The organism is Micromonospora sp. SL4-19, assembly GCF_047921475.1.
GTDB lineage: Bacteria > Actinomycetota > Actinomycetes > Mycobacteriales > Micromonosporaceae > Micromonospora.
In genome coordinates, this window is the sequence record NZ_JBLROB010000012.1 from 45,740 (window position 1) to 61,064 (window position 15,325).

17 protein-coding genes are annotated in these 15,325 nt (G+C 73.9%); 10 read left to right on the plus strand and 7 right to left on the minus strand.

Annotated features, from left to right (window positions below):
* Window positions 1–144 precede the first annotated feature (144 nt).
* A complete protein-coding gene (locus ACNAVT_RS17075; protein ID WP_416297397.1) occupies window positions 145–1,386 on the minus strand; it encodes a glutamate-5-semialdehyde dehydrogenase in 1,242 nt (413 codons plus the stop codon).
* Window positions 1,387–1,446: 60 nt separating this feature from the next.
* Window positions 1,447–2,604, minus strand: a complete 1,158-nt coding sequence (proB, locus tag ACNAVT_RS17080; protein ID WP_416297399.1) for a glutamate 5-kinase — start codon at window positions 2,602–2,604, stop codon at window positions 1,447–1,449.
* 13 nt (window positions 2,605–2,617) lie between these two features.
* Here proB and ACNAVT_RS17085 point away from each other — a divergent pair, with 13 nt between their 5' ends.
* On the plus strand, window positions 2,618–2,929 hold the full coding sequence (locus tag ACNAVT_RS17085) for an MGMT family protein (protein ID WP_416297401.1): 312 nt from the start codon (window positions 2,618–2,620) through the stop codon (window positions 2,927–2,929).
* 110 nt (window positions 2,930–3,039) lie between these two features.
* On the opposite strand, the gene ACNAVT_RS17090 is transcribed toward ACNAVT_RS17085, so the two are convergent.
* On the minus strand, window positions 3,040–4,245 hold the full coding sequence (locus ACNAVT_RS17090) for a hypothetical protein (RefSeq protein ID WP_416297403.1): 1,206 nt from the start codon (window positions 4,243–4,245) through the stop codon (window positions 3,040–3,042).
* Entirely contained in the window at window positions 4,238–4,807 is a 570-nt protein-coding gene (locus ACNAVT_RS17095) for a SigE family RNA polymerase sigma factor (protein WP_416297405.1), read from the minus strand. Before ACNAVT_RS17095 ends, ACNAVT_RS17090 begins: the two co-directional genes overlap by 8 nt.
* A gap of 138 nt (window positions 4,808–4,945) precedes the next feature.
* Here ACNAVT_RS17095 and ACNAVT_RS17100 point away from each other — a divergent pair, with 138 nt between their 5' ends.
* Complete coding sequence (locus ACNAVT_RS17100; RefSeq protein ID WP_416297408.1) at window positions 4,946–5,521, plus strand: NADH-quinone oxidoreductase subunit B; 576 nt, start codon at window positions 4,946–4,948, stop codon at window positions 5,519–5,521.
* Between the two features lie 21 nt (window positions 5,522–5,542).
* Here ACNAVT_RS17100 and ACNAVT_RS17105 read toward each other — a convergent pair whose 3' ends face one another.
* Window positions 5,543–6,589, minus strand: a complete 1,047-nt coding sequence (locus tag ACNAVT_RS17105; RefSeq protein WP_416297409.1) for a glucose 1-dehydrogenase — start codon at window positions 6,587–6,589, stop codon at window positions 5,543–5,545.
* Window positions 6,590–6,702: 113 nt separating this feature from the next.
* Here ACNAVT_RS17105 and ACNAVT_RS17110 point away from each other — a divergent pair, with 113 nt between their 5' ends.
* Both ACNAVT_RS17110 and nuoH read left to right on the plus strand, forming a co-directional pair.
* The gene (locus tag ACNAVT_RS17110) at window positions 6,703–7,494 is read left to right on the plus strand and encodes an NADH-quinone oxidoreductase subunit C (protein WP_416297411.1); all 792 of its coding nucleotides are present in this window, start codon (window positions 6,703–6,705) and stop codon (window positions 7,492–7,494) included.
* Window positions 7,494–8,456 (plus strand): NADH-quinone oxidoreductase subunit NuoH, encoded by a 963-nt coding sequence (gene nuoH / locus ACNAVT_RS17115; protein WP_416297413.1) that lies wholly within the window; start codon window positions 7,494–7,496, stop codon window positions 8,454–8,456. The genes ACNAVT_RS17110 and nuoH overlap by 1 nt, the downstream gene beginning before the upstream one ends.
* Before the next feature lie 13 nt (window positions 8,457–8,469).
* Here the strand turns inward: nuoH and ACNAVT_RS17120 are convergent, their stop codons facing one another.
* A complete protein-coding gene (locus ACNAVT_RS17120) occupies window positions 8,470–9,537 on the minus strand; it encodes a glutathione S-transferase family protein (protein ID WP_416297415.1) in 1,068 nt (355 codons plus the stop codon).
* A 93-nt stretch (window positions 9,538–9,630) separates the two neighbouring features.
* Here ACNAVT_RS17120 and ACNAVT_RS17125 point away from each other — a divergent pair, with 93 nt between their 5' ends.
* Complete coding sequence (locus ACNAVT_RS17125; protein ID WP_416297416.1) at window positions 9,631–10,062, plus strand: ester cyclase; 432 nt, start codon at window positions 9,631–9,633, stop codon at window positions 10,060–10,062.
* On the opposite strand, the gene ACNAVT_RS17130 is transcribed toward ACNAVT_RS17125, so the two are convergent.
* Window positions 10,043–10,306 carry a hypothetical protein gene (locus ACNAVT_RS17130; protein WP_416297418.1) on the minus strand — a complete coding sequence of 88 codons (264 nt, stop codon included), beginning with the start codon at window positions 10,304–10,306 and terminating at the stop codon, window positions 10,043–10,045. The genes ACNAVT_RS17125 and ACNAVT_RS17130 overlap by 20 nt on opposite strands.
* 17 nt (window positions 10,307–10,323) lie before the next feature.
* Here ACNAVT_RS17130 and ACNAVT_RS17135 point away from each other — a divergent pair, with 17 nt between their 5' ends.
* Genes ACNAVT_RS17135 through ACNAVT_RS17155 form a run of 5 tightly spaced genes read left to right on the plus strand, consistent with a single transcriptional unit; the run spans window position 10,324 to window position 15,320 of the window.
* Window positions 10,324–10,914, plus strand: coding sequence for a NuoI/complex I 23 kDa subunit family protein (locus tag ACNAVT_RS17135; protein WP_416297420.1), 591 nt, complete (start codon window positions 10,324–10,326; stop codon window positions 10,912–10,914).
* Window positions 10,911–11,525, plus strand: a complete 615-nt coding sequence (locus ACNAVT_RS17140) for an NADH-quinone oxidoreductase subunit J (protein ID WP_416297422.1) — start codon at window positions 10,911–10,913, stop codon at window positions 11,523–11,525. The genes ACNAVT_RS17135 and ACNAVT_RS17140 overlap by 4 nt, the downstream gene beginning before the upstream one ends.
* Window positions 11,522–11,896, plus strand: a complete 375-nt coding sequence (gene nuoK, locus ACNAVT_RS17145) for an NADH-quinone oxidoreductase subunit NuoK (RefSeq protein WP_416297424.1) — start codon at window positions 11,522–11,524, stop codon at window positions 11,894–11,896. Before ACNAVT_RS17140 ends, nuoK begins: the two co-directional genes overlap by 4 nt.
* The gene (locus tag ACNAVT_RS17150; RefSeq protein ID WP_416297426.1) at window positions 11,893–13,818 is read left to right on the plus strand and encodes an NADH-quinone oxidoreductase subunit L; all 1,926 of its coding nucleotides are present in this window, start codon (window positions 11,893–11,895) and stop codon (window positions 13,816–13,818) included. Before nuoK ends, ACNAVT_RS17150 begins: the two co-directional genes overlap by 4 nt.
* On the plus strand, window positions 13,815–15,320 hold the full coding sequence (locus ACNAVT_RS17155) for a complex I subunit 4 family protein (protein ID WP_416297428.1): 1,506 nt from the start codon (window positions 13,815–13,817) through the stop codon (window positions 15,318–15,320). Before ACNAVT_RS17150 ends, ACNAVT_RS17155 begins: the two co-directional genes overlap by 4 nt.
* Window positions 15,321–15,325: the final 5 nt, after the last annotated feature.

The following is a 15,325-nucleotide window of genomic DNA, read 5'->3' on the forward strand; positions in this document are numbered from 1 at the left end:
CCGCCACAACCCGGGCTGCCGGAGGCTGCCGCACTCATCGCCCTGCCGTTGGCCGAGCCGGTGCAGCCCGGGCCGGCGGAGCCCGCCGCACCCGCCGTCTGAGCCGGGCCCGCCATCCGGGGCGAGGCCGGTCGACCGGCGCGGTCAGCGCAGGTGGCCGTCCCCGGTGACCACGTACTTGGTGCTGGTCAGCTCGGGCAGCCCCATCGGACCGCGGGCGTGCAGCTTCTGGGTGGAGATGCCGATCTCCGCGCCGAAGCCGAACTCGCCACCGTCGGTGAACCGGGTGGAGGCGTTCACCATCACGGCCGCGGCGTCCACCCGGGCCACGAACTCCCGGGCCGCCGACTGGGAGTCGGTGACGATCGCCTCGGTGTGGCCGGTGCCGTACCGCCGGATGTGCGCGACCGCCGCGTCGAGCGAGCCGACCACGGCGACCGAGATGTCGGCCGAGAGGTATTCGGTGGCGAAGTCCTCCTCGGTGGCCGGGACGACCGCGGCCGAGTACGCGGCCACCCGGCCGTCGCCGTGCACGGTGACCCCGGCGTCGGCGAAGGCGGCCAGCATCGCCGGCAGGAAGGTGTCCGCGACGTCCGCGTGGACCAGCAGCGACTCGGCGGTGTTGCAGGTGGAGAGGCGCTGGGTCTTGGCGTTCAGGGTGATCGCCACGGCCTTCGCGACGTCGGCGGCGGCGTCCACGTAGACGTGGCAGTTGCCCACCCCGGTCTCGATCACCGGCACCGTCGACTCCTCGACCACGGTCCGGATCAGCGACGCACCGCCGCGCGGGATCAGCACGTCGACCAGGCCCCGGGCGCGCATCAGTTCCTTGACGGAGTCGCGGGAGCTGGCGTCGAGCAGCTGCACCGCGTCCGCCGGAAGGCCGGCCCCGGCGATGGCGTCGCGGAGCACGGCGACCAGGGCGGCGTTGGAGTGGGCGGCCGAGGAGGAGCCGCGCAGCAGCGCCGCGTTGCCGGACTTCAGGCAGATCCCCGCGGCGTCGACCGTCACGTTCGGCCGGGCCTCGTAGATGATGCCCACCACCCCGAACGGCACCCGGACCTGGCGCAGCTCCAGGCCGTTCGGCAGGGTCGAGCCGCGGACCACCTCGCCGACCGGGTCGGGCAGCGCGGCCATCTGGCGCAGCGCGTCCGCGATGCCGGCCACCCGGCCCGCGTCGAGTGCCAGCCGGTCCAGGACGGCCCCGGTCAGCCCGGCCTCGCGCCCGGCCGCCAGGTCCGTGGCGTTCGCGGTCAGGATCTCCGGGGTGCGCGTCACCAGCGCGTCGGCCATCGCATGCAGCGCGGCGTCCTTGACCGTACGGGTGGCGACCGCGAGGGCCTCCGCCGCGCCCCGGGCCCGCCGGGCCTGCTCGACCACGCTCATCCTGCACTCCTCAGGTGTTGGGAGGGGCCCCTGGACAAGAACACCAGGAAGGGTCCCTGCTTACAGCAGTACGAGGTCGTCGCGGTGGACGACCTCCCGTTCGTAGGCCGGGCCCAGGGCTGCGGCGAGTTCCGAGGTGGAGCGGCCGAGCAGCCCCGGCAGTTCCACCGCGTCGTAGTTCACCAGCCCTCGGGCGACCGGCGCGCCCTCGGCGTCGACCAGGTCCACCGGGTCGCCTGCGGTGAACGCGCCGTCCACCGCGGTGATCCCGGCCGGGAGCAGCGACTTGCGTCGGCCCACCACCGCCTGCACGGCACCCGGGTCGAGGTGCAGCCGGCCCCGGGGCGCGGTGGCGTGCGCGAGCCAGAACAGCCGGGCGGCCGGGCGACGGCTGCTCGGGTGGAAGAAGGTGCCGACCGGCTCGCCGCCCAGCGCCCCGGCGGCCAGTGGCGCGGCGGTCAGCACCACCGGGATGCCGAAGCCGGTGGCGATCCGGGCCGCCTCGACCTTGGTGACCATGCCCCCGGTGCCCACCCCGGCCCGGCCCGCGCCGCCGATGTCGACGCCGGCCAGGTCGCCGTCGCCGTGGATCTCGGTGATCCGGATGCTGCCCGGGCGGGCCGGGTCGCCGGTCCAGAGCGCGTCCACGTCCGACAGCAGCACCAGCAGGTCGGCGTCGACCAGCGCGGCGACCAGCGCGGCCAGCCGGTCGTTGTCGCCGAACCGGATCTCCTCGGTGGCCACCGTGTCGTTCTCGTTGACGATCGGCACCGCCCGCAGGTCGAGCAGCTTGCGCAGGGTCCGGTACGCGTTGCGGTAGTGCGCCCGCCGGGTCACGTCGTCGACGGTGAGCAGCACCTGCCCGACGGTCAGCCCGTGCCGGGCGAAGCTCGTCGCGTACCGGCCGATGAGCAGGCCCTGCCCGACGCTGGCCGCCGCCTGCTGGGTGGCCAGGTCGCGCGGGCGTCGGGCCAGCCGGAGCGGGGCGAGGCCGGCGGCGATCGCGCCGGAGGAGACCAGCACCACCTCGCGCCCGTCGGCGGCCAGCGCGCCGAGCGTGTCGACCAGTGCGTCGACCCGGGCATTGTCCAGGCCACCCGCCGACGTGGTCAGCGAGGACGAACCGATCTTGACGACGATCCGGCGGGCCGAGGTGACTGCTTCGCGCACCCGACCATTCTGCGCGCCGCGGTCGGCCGGACCCGGATGCGTTCCCATATCGTGGCAGCTCGTGACACCTGACGAGTACGTCGAGGCGGTGCTCGATCTGGTCGAGCGGATCCCGCCGGGCCGGGTGATGTCCTACGGCGCGGTCGCCGACGCGCTCGCCGAGCGTTCGGGGCGGGCCTCGGCCCGGCTGGTCGGCTCGATCATGGCCCGGTACGGGGGCGCCGTGCCCTGGCACCGGGTGGTGAATTCGGCCGGGCGGCTGCCACCCGGGCACGAGGTCGAGGCGCGGGCCCGGCTGCGGGCCGAGGGCTGCCCGCTGCGCCCGTCCGGGGTGGACATGGCGGCGGCCTGGTCGCCGGAGGAAGCGATGTGAGCCGCATCACAATCTGAGTGGCATTCGGCCACCTGGCCGGGACCGGGCCCGCGACAAGGGGGCACGGAACCCGCCTGGTTCCGTGCCCCCGGGTCCACGGGCGATCGCGCTCAGCCCGCCGTGCGCAGCCTGACGCTGTTGTCCTTCGGCTTCAGGTCGCCCCAGTGCCGGCCCTGCGTGTCGAAGTGGACGACCAGCAGACTTGGCGGGTAGGACGTTCCGTCCGGGCCGATCCGGAACCGGAAGGTGTACGTGCGCCGGCCGCCGGCCGGGAGGGCGTCCAGCAGGCAACTGTCGATCCCGGACATCGTTCCCCACCGGCAGCGCGACAGGTCACCGTCGGCTGCCTCGCCGATCGTGAAGAAGTTGGTGAACCCGACCCGCGGCACGTCCACCGGTCCCTTGTTCACGACGGTGACGGTCACCGAGCCGATCCGCTCGCCGTTGGCGTCGGCCTTGTCCAGGACGAGGTCCCCGGCGGTCAGGGTGAGATCGGTCAACCGGGGGTCCGTTCCGAACTTCGTCCGTCCGGCCGTCTGGCTGAAGCGCGTGCCCGCCCAGGCGTACGTCCGCCACTGCTGCTGCGGCCACCAGCTCGGTGTGTCGCAGCAGGGCTGGATGTCCGCCACCTGGACCCGGACGCGCCCGTCCGCCTCGACCGTGAAGTCGGTGATGTCAGCCATTCCCTCGCGGGTGCCGGCGATCCGACCCATGGTGACGATCCGGCCGGCGGCGTCCCGGTCGAAGGCCAGCACCTGCTTCGCGAGGGCCTCGCCGTACCGGCAGGCGACCAGGGCGACCGTCTCGGTGGCACCGTCGCCGTCCAGGTCGCCGTACTCGAGGTCCCCCAGGACTTCCGGCACGTATCCGGTCTGTGAGCTGGGCCGGAGCCGGACGTTGTCGGTGGTGCAGGTCGTCGGGGCGTACGGCGGCCAGCCGGGCAGGTCGACGCGGGCGGCGAGCAGCTGGGCGCGGCTGATCCGGCCGTCCGGCGCGGCGGCCTGGGTGGGGCCGGCTGTGCTCGGCGTCGGGGACGAGGTCGGCGAGGGCGTTGTCGCCGACGGGGACGGGGTCGGGGTGCCGGTCTCGGCCGGTGCGGGTGGCGGACCGGACCGCTGGTGCAGGGCAGCGTTGGCACCCACCGGGATGGCCACGGCGAGCACCACGGCCGCCGCGGCGGCGACTGCGGTGCGCCGGCGACGGCGACGGACGGTGGTTCGTACGGCGGCCGGGCCGGCCGCGTGCACCGCCGGGGCGTACGCCTCGCGGAACGCGGCGAACTCGCCGCTGATCATGGTGTCGTCGATCTCAGGCATGGTCGTTCACCTCGTTAGTGGTGGCCAGCTGCGCCGCGAGCGCCACCCGGCCCCGGTGCAGCCAGGACTTGACCGTGCCCTCCGGTACGCCCTCCTGCACGGCGATCTGGGTGACGGAGAGATCCGCCAGGTAGTGCAGCACCACCGCGCGGCGCTGGTTGGTCGGCAGATGCGCCAGTGCGGCGGTCAACGCCACCCGGTCCGGCCCCGGCCCCGGCACGTGCTCCTCCCGCTGACGCCGTAGCCAGGACTGGGCGGTCCGCAGCCGCCGCCAGCGACTGACGGCCAGGTTCCAGGCGACCCGGCGCACCCAGGCGACCGGGTCGTCGTAGCGGGACACCCGCGACCAGCGGGCGAACGCCCGGCAGAAGGCCTCCTGGGCCAGATCCTGCGCCAGCGGCAGGTCACCGCAGTACGCGGCGAGCTGGAGCGTCAGCGACCGGAAGTGCGCATGGTAGAACCCGTCGAAGTCGATCCCCTCGGGCCGCTCCGGCCGGTCCGGCCGGTCCGCGGCCAGCTCTGGTGGCGGCTCGCCGAGCCGTGGCTCCCTCGTCATCGTCATCTGATCCTCCCCGTGCAGCGGCACCGCCGTCGCGGTCCACGCCGGTCACACGCGTCGATACCGGCAGCGGTTGCGCCGGTCGTCGGTCCCGGCGCTGTGGTTGACTGTCGTATCGGGGACACGCAAGGGAGGCCCGAGGTGCAGTTGCCGGCGGTGCTCGGCGAGCCGATCCGGTTCGTGCTGAACTGGGGCCGTCGCTACTCGCTCTGGGTGTTCAACTTCGGCCTGGCCTGCTGCGCCATCGAGTTCATCGCCACCAGCATGGGCCGGCACGACTTCATGCGGCTCGGGGTCATCCCGTTCGCCCACGGCCCCCGGCAGGCCGACCTGATGGTGGTCTCCGGCACGGTCACCGACAAGATGGCCCCGGCGATCAAGCGGCTCTACGACCAGATGCCCGAGCCGAAGTACGTCATCTCCTTCGGCGCCTGCTCCAACTGCGGCGGCCCGTACTGGGACTCGTACTCGGTGACTAAGGGCGTTGACCAGCTCATCCCGGTCGACGTGTACGTGCCCGGCTGTCCGCCCCGCCCGGAGGCGCTGCTGCACGGCATCCTCCGCCTCCAGGAGAAGATCGCCGCCGAGGAGTCCGGGGTCGGTGGCGTACGCCGTCCCGACCGGCTCGCCCCGCCGGTCGACCCGCGGCCCGCGGAGAGCACGCCGCGCCCGGTGGAGTCCCTCACCGCGCCACCGGTACGCCCGCCCGCCGGCTGAGGCGCCGGCGCGAGCCGGTCGTCACCGCTCGAAGTCCAGCACCACCTTGATGTCCTCAGCGGTGGAGGTGTACGCCTCGGCGCACGACGAGACCGGCACCCGGCGGGTGATCAGCGAGTTCAGCCAGGACTCATCGGCGCGGGCGAGCGCCTCGGCGCCCAGCTCCCAGTGCCGCCGGTTGGCGTTCACCGAGCCGAAGACCACGTTGTTCTCCAGTACCAGCTCCCGGTTGAGCGCGCCCGCGTCGAAGTCGATGGTCCGGCCGCCGCTGGACACCCCGGTCAGGCAGATGATGCCGGTCGGTCCGGCCTTGCACATGGTGTCCAGCACGACCGAGGGCGCGCCGGTGCACTCCACCACCACGTCCGGCGCGAAGTCCAGCTCGCTCACCGGCGAGGTGTGGTACGTCGCGCCGAGCGCCCGGACCAGTTCCGGTTTGGGCCCGGTCGTGGCCCGGTCCAGCACGTGCACGGACAGCTGGCGCTGGGTGCCCAGCAGCGCGGCCAGCAGGCCGATCGGGCCGGCCCCGGTGACCAGCACGCTCTGGGGCTTCCACTCGGCCCGGGCGCCGATCCGCTCGATGTGGTCCCACGCCTTCGCCACCACGCTGGTCGGCTCCAGCAGCATCCCGACGGGGGCGAGCATCGGGTCCAGGCCGACGGCGAACTTCGGCTGCACCCGCCAGCGGTCCCGGGCGAAGCCGGGCAACGCCTTGATGCCGTGCTCGGTGTACCGGCCGTTGCGGCACATGTCCCACTCGTCGACCGCGCAGTTCGGACAGGGCACCGGGTCGGGGTGCCGGACGATGCCGGCCACCAGGTCGCCGGGCTGCAGGGTTCCGGTCGGATCCTCCAGCACCCGGCCCAGCGACTCGTGCCCGAGCACGAGCCGTTCCTGGCCGGGCGGTGCCTCTCCGTAGGCACCCGTGACGATCTCGTGGTCGGTCCCGCAGATGCCCACAGCGAGCGCCTGGACCAGGACAGCGCCCTCCTCCGCGGCCGGCTCGGGCCAGTCCTCGGTCAACCGCAGCGAGTCGGGGACTCCGGGAGTCACAGTCACAGCGCGCACGGTGTTCATCTTTCCCCGCCGGACGGCCGCCTGCCCGCCAAAGCGGCGGATCCCGGTCGGGGGGCGCGGGCGGCCCGACACGGGTCGGGGGCGGCGGCCATAGGATCAGCGGCATGACTCCGCAAGAGGTCGGCCAGCGGGTGGTCGCGCTGCTCGCGCCCGTCGAGGCCACCGCGTCGGTCTCCGGCGGTCAGGGGTACGCCCGCTCGACGGTCGACGTACCCCCGGCGAGCTGGCGGGACGCGGTGCGCGCGGTCCGCGACGATGCCGAGCTGCGCCTTGACTACTTCGACTGGCTGTCGGCGGTCGACGAGCTGGCCGAGGGCTTCGACGTGGTGGTCCACCTCTGGTCGACGCGGCACCGGCACGGGCTGCTGCTGCGGACCCGGGTGCCCCGGGAGGCGCCGGTGGTGGCATCCGTGGTCGACCTCTTCCCCGGCGCGGCCTGGCACGAGCGGGAGACGTACGAAATGTTCGGCGTCGCGTTCGACGGGCACGGCGAGCTGCGCCCGCTGTTGCTGCCCCCGGAGTTCGAGGGGCACCCGCTACGCAAGGAGTTCGTGCTCGCCTCCCGGGTGGCAAAGCCCTGGCCGGGTGCGAAGGAGCCGGGCGAGTCGGAGGCCGGCGGCGGTCGCCGACCGATGCGCCCGCCGGGCGTACCGGCGCCGGGGGAGTGGGGGACCACGCCCACGCCCGCCGGCGCGGCCGGGGTGGGGGAGGGCCCGCGTGGGGGTACGCCCGCCCGGCCGGCCCGGGAACGCCCGGCCCGCCCCGCCCCGGGCGAGCGCCCGGCCCGGCCGGCACCCGGGGAGAGCGCGGCCCGGCCGGCACCGGGTGAACGGCCGACGGGACCGCCCCGGCAGGAGCCGGCCGCCGGGACCGGGGCCGAGGAGGGGAACGCCTGATGCCGGTGTGGTTGGAGCTGGTCCTGCGGGTGGCGGCCGTGCTGGTCGCGTTCCTCGTCCTGCCGCTGGTCGTCGGGCAGGCCGAGCACAAGGTCATGGCCCACATGCAGGGCCGGCTCGGCCCGATGTACGCGGGCGGCTTCCACGGCTGGGCGCAGCTCGTCGCCGACGGCGTCAAGTTCGTGCAGAAGGAGGACGTCACCCCGCGCGACGCGGACCGACCGGTGTTCCGGCTTGCGCCCGCGGTGGCCCTGGTGCCCTACCTGCTCGCCCTGCTGGTGATTCCGCTCGGCCCGGGCGACCTGGTCGGGCAGCCGCTGGACATCGGGCTGTTCTTCGTGCTGGCGGTGGTCGGCGTCGGGGTGCTGGCGGTGCTCATGTCGGCCTGGGCCTCGGCCAACAAGTACAGCCTCCTGGGCGGGCTGCGCGGCGCCGCCCAGCTGCTCGGCTACGAGCTGCCGCTGGTGCTGGCCGCCGCATCGGTGGCGATGGCGGCGGGGACGCTCAGCCTGCCCGGGATCGTCGAGGCGTGGCGGCCGTGGTGGTTGCTCTGGCAGGCGCCGGCGATGCTCGTCTTCTTCGTCGCCGGCCTGGCCGAGATCCGGCGGCCCCCGTTCGACATGCCGGTGGCCGACTCCGAGCTGGTCTTCGGCTACATGACCGAGTACACGGGTCTGCGCTTCGCGTTCTTCCTGCTCGCCGAGTACGTCGGCATCGTGGTTATCGCCGCGCTGACCACTGTGCTCTTCCTCGGCGGCTGGCAGGGCCCGTTCGCGGACGCCCAGCTCGGCTGGCTGTGGACACTGCTCAAGGTGTTCGCCGTCGCGTTCGTGATCATCTGGCTCCGGGTGTCGTACCCGCGGCTGCGCGAGGACCAGCTCCAGCGTCTGTGCTGGCTGGTGCTGGTCCCCCTTGCCCTGGCCCAGCTCGTCCTCACGGCCGCCGTCCGCCTGGCGATGTGAGGCCGGCCCCTGCTCAACCCCTCCCGTAGAGAAACCCGGAGCGCAGCGGAGTGTGCGCGGGGTCGACGGGTTCGAGCGGGGGCGGGGGCGGGGTGCCGTCGCCGAAGGGACGGCCGCCGAGGGCCTCGCGGCCGTGCGGGGTGAGCCAGTTCGACAGGTCGGGACCGAGCGGCACCACGCCCGTCGGGTTGATGTCCCGGTGCACCTCGTAGTAGTGCCGCTTGATGTGGTCGAAGTCGACCGTGTCGCCGAAGCCGGGGGTCTGGAACAGGTCCCGGGCGTACGCCCAGAGCACCGGCTGCTCGGTCAGCTTCTGCCGGTTGCACTTGAAGTGGCCGTGGTAGACCGGGTCGAACCGGACCAGCGTGGTGAACAGTCGTACGTCCGCCTCGGTGATCGTGTCGCCGACCAGATAGCGCTGCCCGGCCAGCCGCTCGCTGAGCTGGTCCAGCCGGTCGAACAGCCGGTGGTACGCCTTCTCGTACGCCTCCTGGCTGCCGGCGAAGCCGCACCGGTAGACGCCGTTGTTCACGTCCTTGAACACGACCGCGTTGACCTCGTCGATCTCGTCCCGCAGCCGCTCCGGGTAGAGTTCCGGCGCCCCCTCGCGGTGATACGCCGTCCACTCGGTGGCCAGGTCCAGGCCCATCTGCGCGTAGTCGTTGGTGACCACCTGCCCGGTCGGCACGTCCACGATCGCCGGCACGGTGATGCCCCGCTCGTATCCGGGGAAGCGCTTGAAGTACGCCTCGGCCAGCCGCTCGATGCCGAGCACCGGGTCCCGCCCGCCCGGGTCCAGGTCGAAGGTCCAGCTCCGCTTGTCGTGGGTCGGCCCGGCCACCGCCATCGAGATGGCGTCCTGCAGGCCGAGCAGCCGACGGGTGATGATCAGCCGGCTCGCCCACGGGCAGGCCCGGCTCACCGCCAGCCGGTACCGGCCGGGCTCCACCGGCCAGCCGTCCCGCCCGTCCGCGGTGATCCGCGTGGCGATGTAGCGCTGGTCCCGGGTGAACTCGCTGCCCGGCTCGACATACTTGCCGCCGGTCCGGTTCAGGATCTCGTCGCCGCTCGCGCTCACCATGCCTCCGCCTCCCGTCGCCGTCGTCCTGTCCCATCATGGTCGCTGGGGGCCGGTGCGGCAGGCCCGTGCGGCGATCGGGGCTAGGCTGCCGCGGTGACCGATGTGGGAGCCGCGGCCCGACGCTTCATCGCCGACGTGTGGAACGCGACCCGCGAGGAGACCGCGTACGAGCTGGTCGCCGAGGACTGCCCGGGGCTGCGCGGGACCGGGCCGGCGGCCACGCTGGCCTGGCACCGGGACCGGCGGGCGGCCTTCCCGGACCTGCGTTACAAGATCGTGGACGTGGTGGCCGCCGGCGACCGGGTGGCCGTGCACTGGCGTGCCGCCGGCACCCAGGCCGGCCAGTTCGGCCCGGTGCCGCCGACCGGCCGGGTGGTCAGCTACTCCGGGGCGACCTTCCTGCGGTTCGACGACAGTGGCCGGATCGTGGACGTGTGGAGCGTCAACGAGCTGTTCCAGGTCCTCCAACAGCTTGGCGTCGAGATGCTCCCGCCCCCGCCCGGGCTCACCGCGACCGGGGAGTGATCCGGTCGAGCGGGATGTCGATCTCCCAGGGCTCGGGCAGAAGAATGCCGTCGGCCATCCGGGCCTGCTCGACGTAGATCCGCTTCATCGGGTCGAGCTTGTGCGCGTGCACCACGATGCCCGCCTCGGTCTCGATCCGCCAGAAGTAGGGGATGTCCGCCTCGGCGTACCGGTGCGTCGTTCTCCCCGCCAGCCACCGTACCGCCCCCTTGCCCCGGGTGGTGGTCGCGCGCGTCGGGGGCACAGGGCAGGATGGGTGGCATGAGCGAGCGGAGCGGCGTGCCCGGCCAGGGGCTGGCGAAGGGGCTGGCGGTAACGCTGAAGACGATGACCCGCCGTTCGACCACCCAGCAGTACCCGGACGTGGCCCCCGAGCTGCCACCCCGCTCGCGCGGGGTGATCGCGCTGCTGACGGAGAACTGCACGGTCTGCATGCTCTGCGCCCGGGAGTGCCCGGACTGGTGCATCTACATCGACTCCCACAAGGAGGAGGTGGCGGTGCCCGGCGCCGCCCGCCCCCGCCAGCGCAACGTGCTCGACCGGTTCGACATCGACTTCTCGCTCTGCATGTACTGCGGCATCTGCGTCGAGGTCTGTCCGTTCGACGCGCTCTACTGGTCCCCGGAGTTCGAGTACGCCGAGTACGACATCAAGGACCTGCTGCACGACAAGGACCACCTCGGCGAGTGGATGGCCACCGTCCCGCCGCCGGCGGCCCACGACCCGCAGGGCGAACCGTCCAAGGAGGAGACCACCGCCGCCCGCAAGGCGGCGTCCCCCGCCGCGCGTCCGGCCCCTTCCCCGGCGCGGTCCGAGCCCCGCGCCGAGCAGGGCGGAGGCGCGACCTCATGACCGGTGCGGACGTGCTGCTGCTCGCCCTCGGTGCGGTGGCGGTCGGGGCCGGCGCGCTGGTGGTGGGCACCCGGCACCTGGTCCGGGCCGGCCTCTGGCTGGTGGTCTGCCTGGGCGCGCTGGCCGGTGACTACCTGGTGCTCACCGCCGAGCTGGTCGCCTGGGTGCAGGTGCTGATCTATGTCGGCGCGGTGGTGGTGCTGCTGCTCTTCGCGGTGATGCTGACCCGGGCCCCGATCGGCGCCTCGGACGACCTGGACCGGCCCGGCTGGCCGGCCGCGCTGATCGGCGGCGGCAGCGGGTTGGGCCTGGCCGTGCTGCTGGTCGACGCGTTCCGCTGGTCCCGGGTCGAGCTGCCCGCCGCGGGCACCGCCGACCGCCTGGGCGAACAGGTGTTCCGTTCCTGGGTGCTGCCGTTCGAGGTGCTCTCGGTGCTGCTGCTCGCCGCGCTGGTCGGTGCGATCGTGCTCTCCCGCACCGACATCGGCCGGCCCGGCACGACGACGGCCGGCGCCCCGGCCGGTCACGGCCGGCCGTCGGGCGGCCCGCCCGTGCGGCGCGAGCCGACCGACGCCAAGGTCACCGTCGGCGACGAGGGCGGTCGCGCGTGAGGCCGGTCATCCCGTATGTCACCGCCGCGCTGCTCTTCGGCCTCGGCGTCTACGGCGTGCTGCGCCGGCGCAACGCCGTCCTGGTGCTGATGGCCGTCGAGCTGATGCTGAACGCGGTCAACCTGATCCTGGTCACCGCCGACACCATGGTCCGGGCCCAGCTCCCGCACGCCGGCCAGGTTTTCGCGCTCTTCGTGATCGTGCTCGCCGCCGCCGAGATCGGCGTCGGGCTGGCCATCGTGCTCCAGCTCTACCGGCTGCGGGCCAGCGTCGCGGTGGACGACGTGCCGTTGGCCGAGCCGCCGCTGCCCGTGTCCACCGGAGGGGCGGTGCCGGGAGCGGCCGTCGACGGGCCGGAGGGAGACAAGTGACCGGACTGCTCGCGGTGGCGCTGCCGGGCGTACCCCTGCTCGTGGGTCTGATCGGGCTGCTGCTGCCACCGTCGCCGCGCGGCGCGACGACCGGCGAGGACCCGGCCCGGCGAGTGGCGATCGCGCTCGGCGTGTCCGGCGCGGCGGTGGCCCTGCTGGCGGCGGTGGTGCTGCTGGTCCGGGTGGGTCACCCGGTCGAGGGCTCCACCACCTGGGTGGACCTGGGCGGGCCGGCGGTCACCTTCGGCTACCGGCTGGACGGGGTGGCGGTGCTGGTCGCCACGGCGGTGACCGCGGTGGCCCTGGCCGTGCAGGTCTATTCGATCGGCTACCTGAAGCGCGGCCCGCACGACGACGTCGAGGTGGACCACCGCTACCCGCCGTACGCCGCGCAGATCAGCCTCTTCACCGCCGCGATGCTGACCGTGGTGGTCTCCGGCGACCTGATCCTGCTGCTGGTCGGCTGGGAGGTGATGGGCATCTGTTCCTATCTGCTCATCGCCCACGACCGGCGGCTGGCCGAGGCACCGGCCGCCGCGGTGAAGGCGTTCCTGGTGACCCGGGTCGGTGACGTCGGTTTCCTGCTCGGCATCGCGCTGCTCGGCGTCGGCGCCGGCAGCTTCCGGATCTCCGACGTGCTCGCCCACGACTACCCGGCCGGAATCCTCACCGCCGCCTGCCTGCTGCTGCTCGCCGGGGTGGCCGGCAAGAGCGCCCAGTTCCCGCTGCACACCTGGCTGCCGGACGCGATGGCCGGCCCCACGCCGATCTCCGCCCTGATCCACGCCGCCACCATGGTCGCCGCCGGGGTGTACGTGGTGGCCCGGCTCTTCCCGCTCTTCGAGCGGGCCCCGGCCGCCCTCGCCGTGCTCGGGGTGATGGCGGCGGTCACCCTGCTGCTGGGCGCGTTCGCCGCCACCGCACAGGACGACATCAAGCGGGTGCTGGCCTGGTCGACGGTCTCCCAGATCGGTTACATGACCGGGGCGCTCGCCGTCGGCGCGCCCGCCGCGGCACTGTTCCACCTGCTCACCCACGCCGCGTTCAAGGCGCTGCTCTTCCTCGCCGCAGGCGTGGTGATCCACGCCGTCGGCACCACCCTGATGTCGCGGATGGGCGGCCTGCGGACCGCCATGCCGATCACCTTCTGGTGCATGGTGATCGGTCTCGGCGCGCTCGCCGGGCTGCCGCCGCTCTCCGGTTTCTGGAGCAAGGACGGCGTGCTCGCCGCTGCCGAGGCCACCGCACTGGAGGGCACCGGCCCGAGCTACGCCTGGGTCGGCTGGCTGGTCTGGCTGGCCGGGCTGCTCGGCGTCGCGGTCACCGCCTGGTACGCCACCCGCCTGCTGCTGCGTACCTTCTTCGGCGTGGCCCGGCTGCCGCTGACCCACCCGCACGACCCGCCGGCGGTGCTGCGCTGGCCGGTGCTGCTGCTCGCGGTCCCCGCCGCGCTGCTCGGCCTGGCCGCCTTCGCGCCGTGGTTCGCCGACCGCCTCCGCGTTCCGGCCGACCGCACCGGGGAGGCCGTCGAGCTGGTCCACCTCGCGCCGAACCTGGTGCTGCCGCTGGTGCTGCTGCTGGTCGGGTCGGGCGTCGCCTGGGCCGGCTGGCGGCGCGACCCGGCCGCCGACCCGGCCCGCTTCCTGGGTCCGCTGCGGCCGGTCTTCGCCCGGGCGTTCCGGCTCGACGACGTCCAGGACGCCCTCGTCGTACGCCCGACGACCGCGCTCGCCCGAGCCGTGCGCACCGGGGACGAGCTGGGGGTGGACGGCCTGGTGGAGGGGAGCGGCCACGCCGCCGTGGGGCTGGGCGGCGGGCTGGCCGCGCTGCACCGGGCGGCGCTGCCCCGCGCGGCGGCCGGCGTGCTGGCCGGTGCGCTGCTGATCGGCCTCGCCGTCGCACTGATCGGGGTGGCGACATGAGTTTCGGAGAGTTCCTGCTGGTCGCGGTGCTCGCGGTGCCCGCGCTGGGTGCGGTCGCGACCGTCGCCACCCCGGGCGACCGGGCCGGCCGGCTGGCGGGCACGGCCGCCGCCGCACTGACCCTGCTCGCCACGCTGCCGCTGGTCGGCGGTGACCACGGCTGGTTCGGTTACGGCCCCCGGCCGGCCGTGCAGCCCTGGCACCAGCTCGACCTGCCCTGGGTGCCCGGCCTGGACCTGCGTTTCCACCTCGGCGTGGACGGAATCTCCTGGCCGCTGGTGGTGCTCACCGCGCTGCTCACCCTGCTCTGCTGCGGATACACGCTGTGGCGGGTGCCCGAGGGTGGCGGCAGCGGCCGGGCCCTGGTCGCGCTGCTGCTGGTGGTCGAGGTGGGCATCCTGGGCACCTTCCTCGCCCTCGACCTGGTGCTCTTCTTCCTCTTCTTCGAGGTCGTCCTGCTGCCGATGTACGCGATCATCGCCGGCTGGGGCGGCGACGACCGGCGACGGGCGGCCCGCAAGTTCGCCCTCTACACCCTCTTCGGCTCGGTGCTGCTGCTGGTCGGTGTCTACGTGGTGGTGGCCGCCGCCGGCACCGCCGACCTGGTGGCGCTGACCGGCGGCGCGGGGCTCTCCCGGGGCACCCAGCTCGCCGCGTTCACTTTGCTGGCGCTCGCCTTCGCGGTGAAGAGCCCGCTCTGGCCGCTGCACTCCTGGCTGCCCGACGCGCACACCCAGGCGCCCACCGTCGGCAGCGTGATCCTCGCCGGGGTGCTGCTCAAGATGGGCACGTACGGCCTGATCCGGGTCGCGGTCGGGGTGGCCCCGGAGGGCGCCCGCTGGGCCGCCCCGGTGCTCGGGGTGCTCGCCGTCGCGGCGATCCTCGTCGGCGGCCTGGTCTGCCTCGCGCAGGACGAGCTGAAGCGGCTGATCGCCTACTCCAGCGTCGGACACATGGGCTTCGTGCTGCTCGGGGTGGCCACGCTCACCGCCACCGGCCTGGAGGCCGCGCTGATCGGCAACATCGCGCACGGCGTGATCACCGGCCTGCTCTTCTTCCTGGCCGGGGCGATCAAGGACCGTACGCACACCGGATCGCTCGCCGAGCTGTCCGGGCTCCGGGAGACCGCGCCCCGGCTGGCCGGGCTGCTCGGCTTCGCGGCGGTCGCCTCGCTGGGGCTGCCCGGGCTGGCCGGCTTCTGGGGGGAGGCGTTCGCCGTGGTCGCCGCCGTCCGGCGGGGAGGTGGGTTCTGGGTCACCCTCGCGGTGCTGGCCGCGCTCGGCGGGGCGCTGGCGGCCGCGTACTTCCTGCGGCTGCTGCGCCGGGTCAGTCACGGTCGGCCCAGCCCGGCGGTCGGGCGGCTCGCGCCGGGGCTGGCCGGGGCGGAGCTGACCGCCTGGGCTCCGCTGGTGCTGCTCGCCCTGGCCGTCGGCCTGGCCCCGGCACTCGTGCTGTCCTACGCCGCCGGCCCGGTCAACGCCCTGCTGGCGGTCTTCGATTGAGCGCG

What these genes read in the sequence shown, in the direction of transcription:
- ACNAVT_RS17090 (WP_416297403.1), bottom strand. Translation starts at nt 4,245, where the DNA reads ATGCCTGAGATCGACGACACCATGATCAGCGGCGAGTTCGCCGCGTTC.
- ACNAVT_RS17140 (WP_416297422.1), top strand. Translation starts at nt 10,911, where the DNA reads ATGACCGGTGCGGACGTGCTGCTGCTCGCCCTCGGTGCGGTGGCGGTC.
- proB (WP_416297399.1), bottom strand. Translation starts at nt 2,604, where the DNA reads ATGGGAACGCATCCGGGTCCGGCCGACCGCGGCGCGCAGAATGGTCGG.
- ACNAVT_RS17110 (WP_416297411.1), top strand. Translation starts at nt 6,703, where the DNA reads ATGACTCCGCAAGAGGTCGGCCAGCGGGTGGTCGCGCTGCTCGCGCCC.
- ACNAVT_RS17155 (WP_416297428.1), top strand. Translation starts at nt 13,815, where the DNA reads ATGAGTTTCGGAGAGTTCCTGCTGGTCGCGGTGCTCGCGGTGCCCGCG.
- ACNAVT_RS17120 (WP_416297415.1), bottom strand. Translation starts at nt 9,537, where the DNA reads ATGGTGAGCGCGAGCGGCGACGAGATCCTGAACCGGACCGGCGGCAAG.
- ACNAVT_RS17075 (WP_416297397.1), bottom strand. Translation starts at nt 1,386, where the DNA reads ATGAGCGTGGTCGAGCAGGCCCGGCGGGCCCGGGGCGCGGCGGAGGCC.
- ACNAVT_RS17095 (WP_416297405.1), bottom strand. Translation starts at nt 4,807, where the DNA reads ATGACGATGACGAGGGAGCCACGGCTCGGCGAGCCGCCACCAGAGCTG.
- nuoH (WP_416297413.1), top strand. Translation starts at nt 7,494, where the DNA reads ATGCCGGTGTGGTTGGAGCTGGTCCTGCGGGTGGCGGCCGTGCTGGTC.
- ACNAVT_RS17135 (WP_416297420.1), top strand. Translation starts at nt 10,324, where the DNA reads ATGAGCGAGCGGAGCGGCGTGCCCGGCCAGGGGCTGGCGAAGGGGCTG.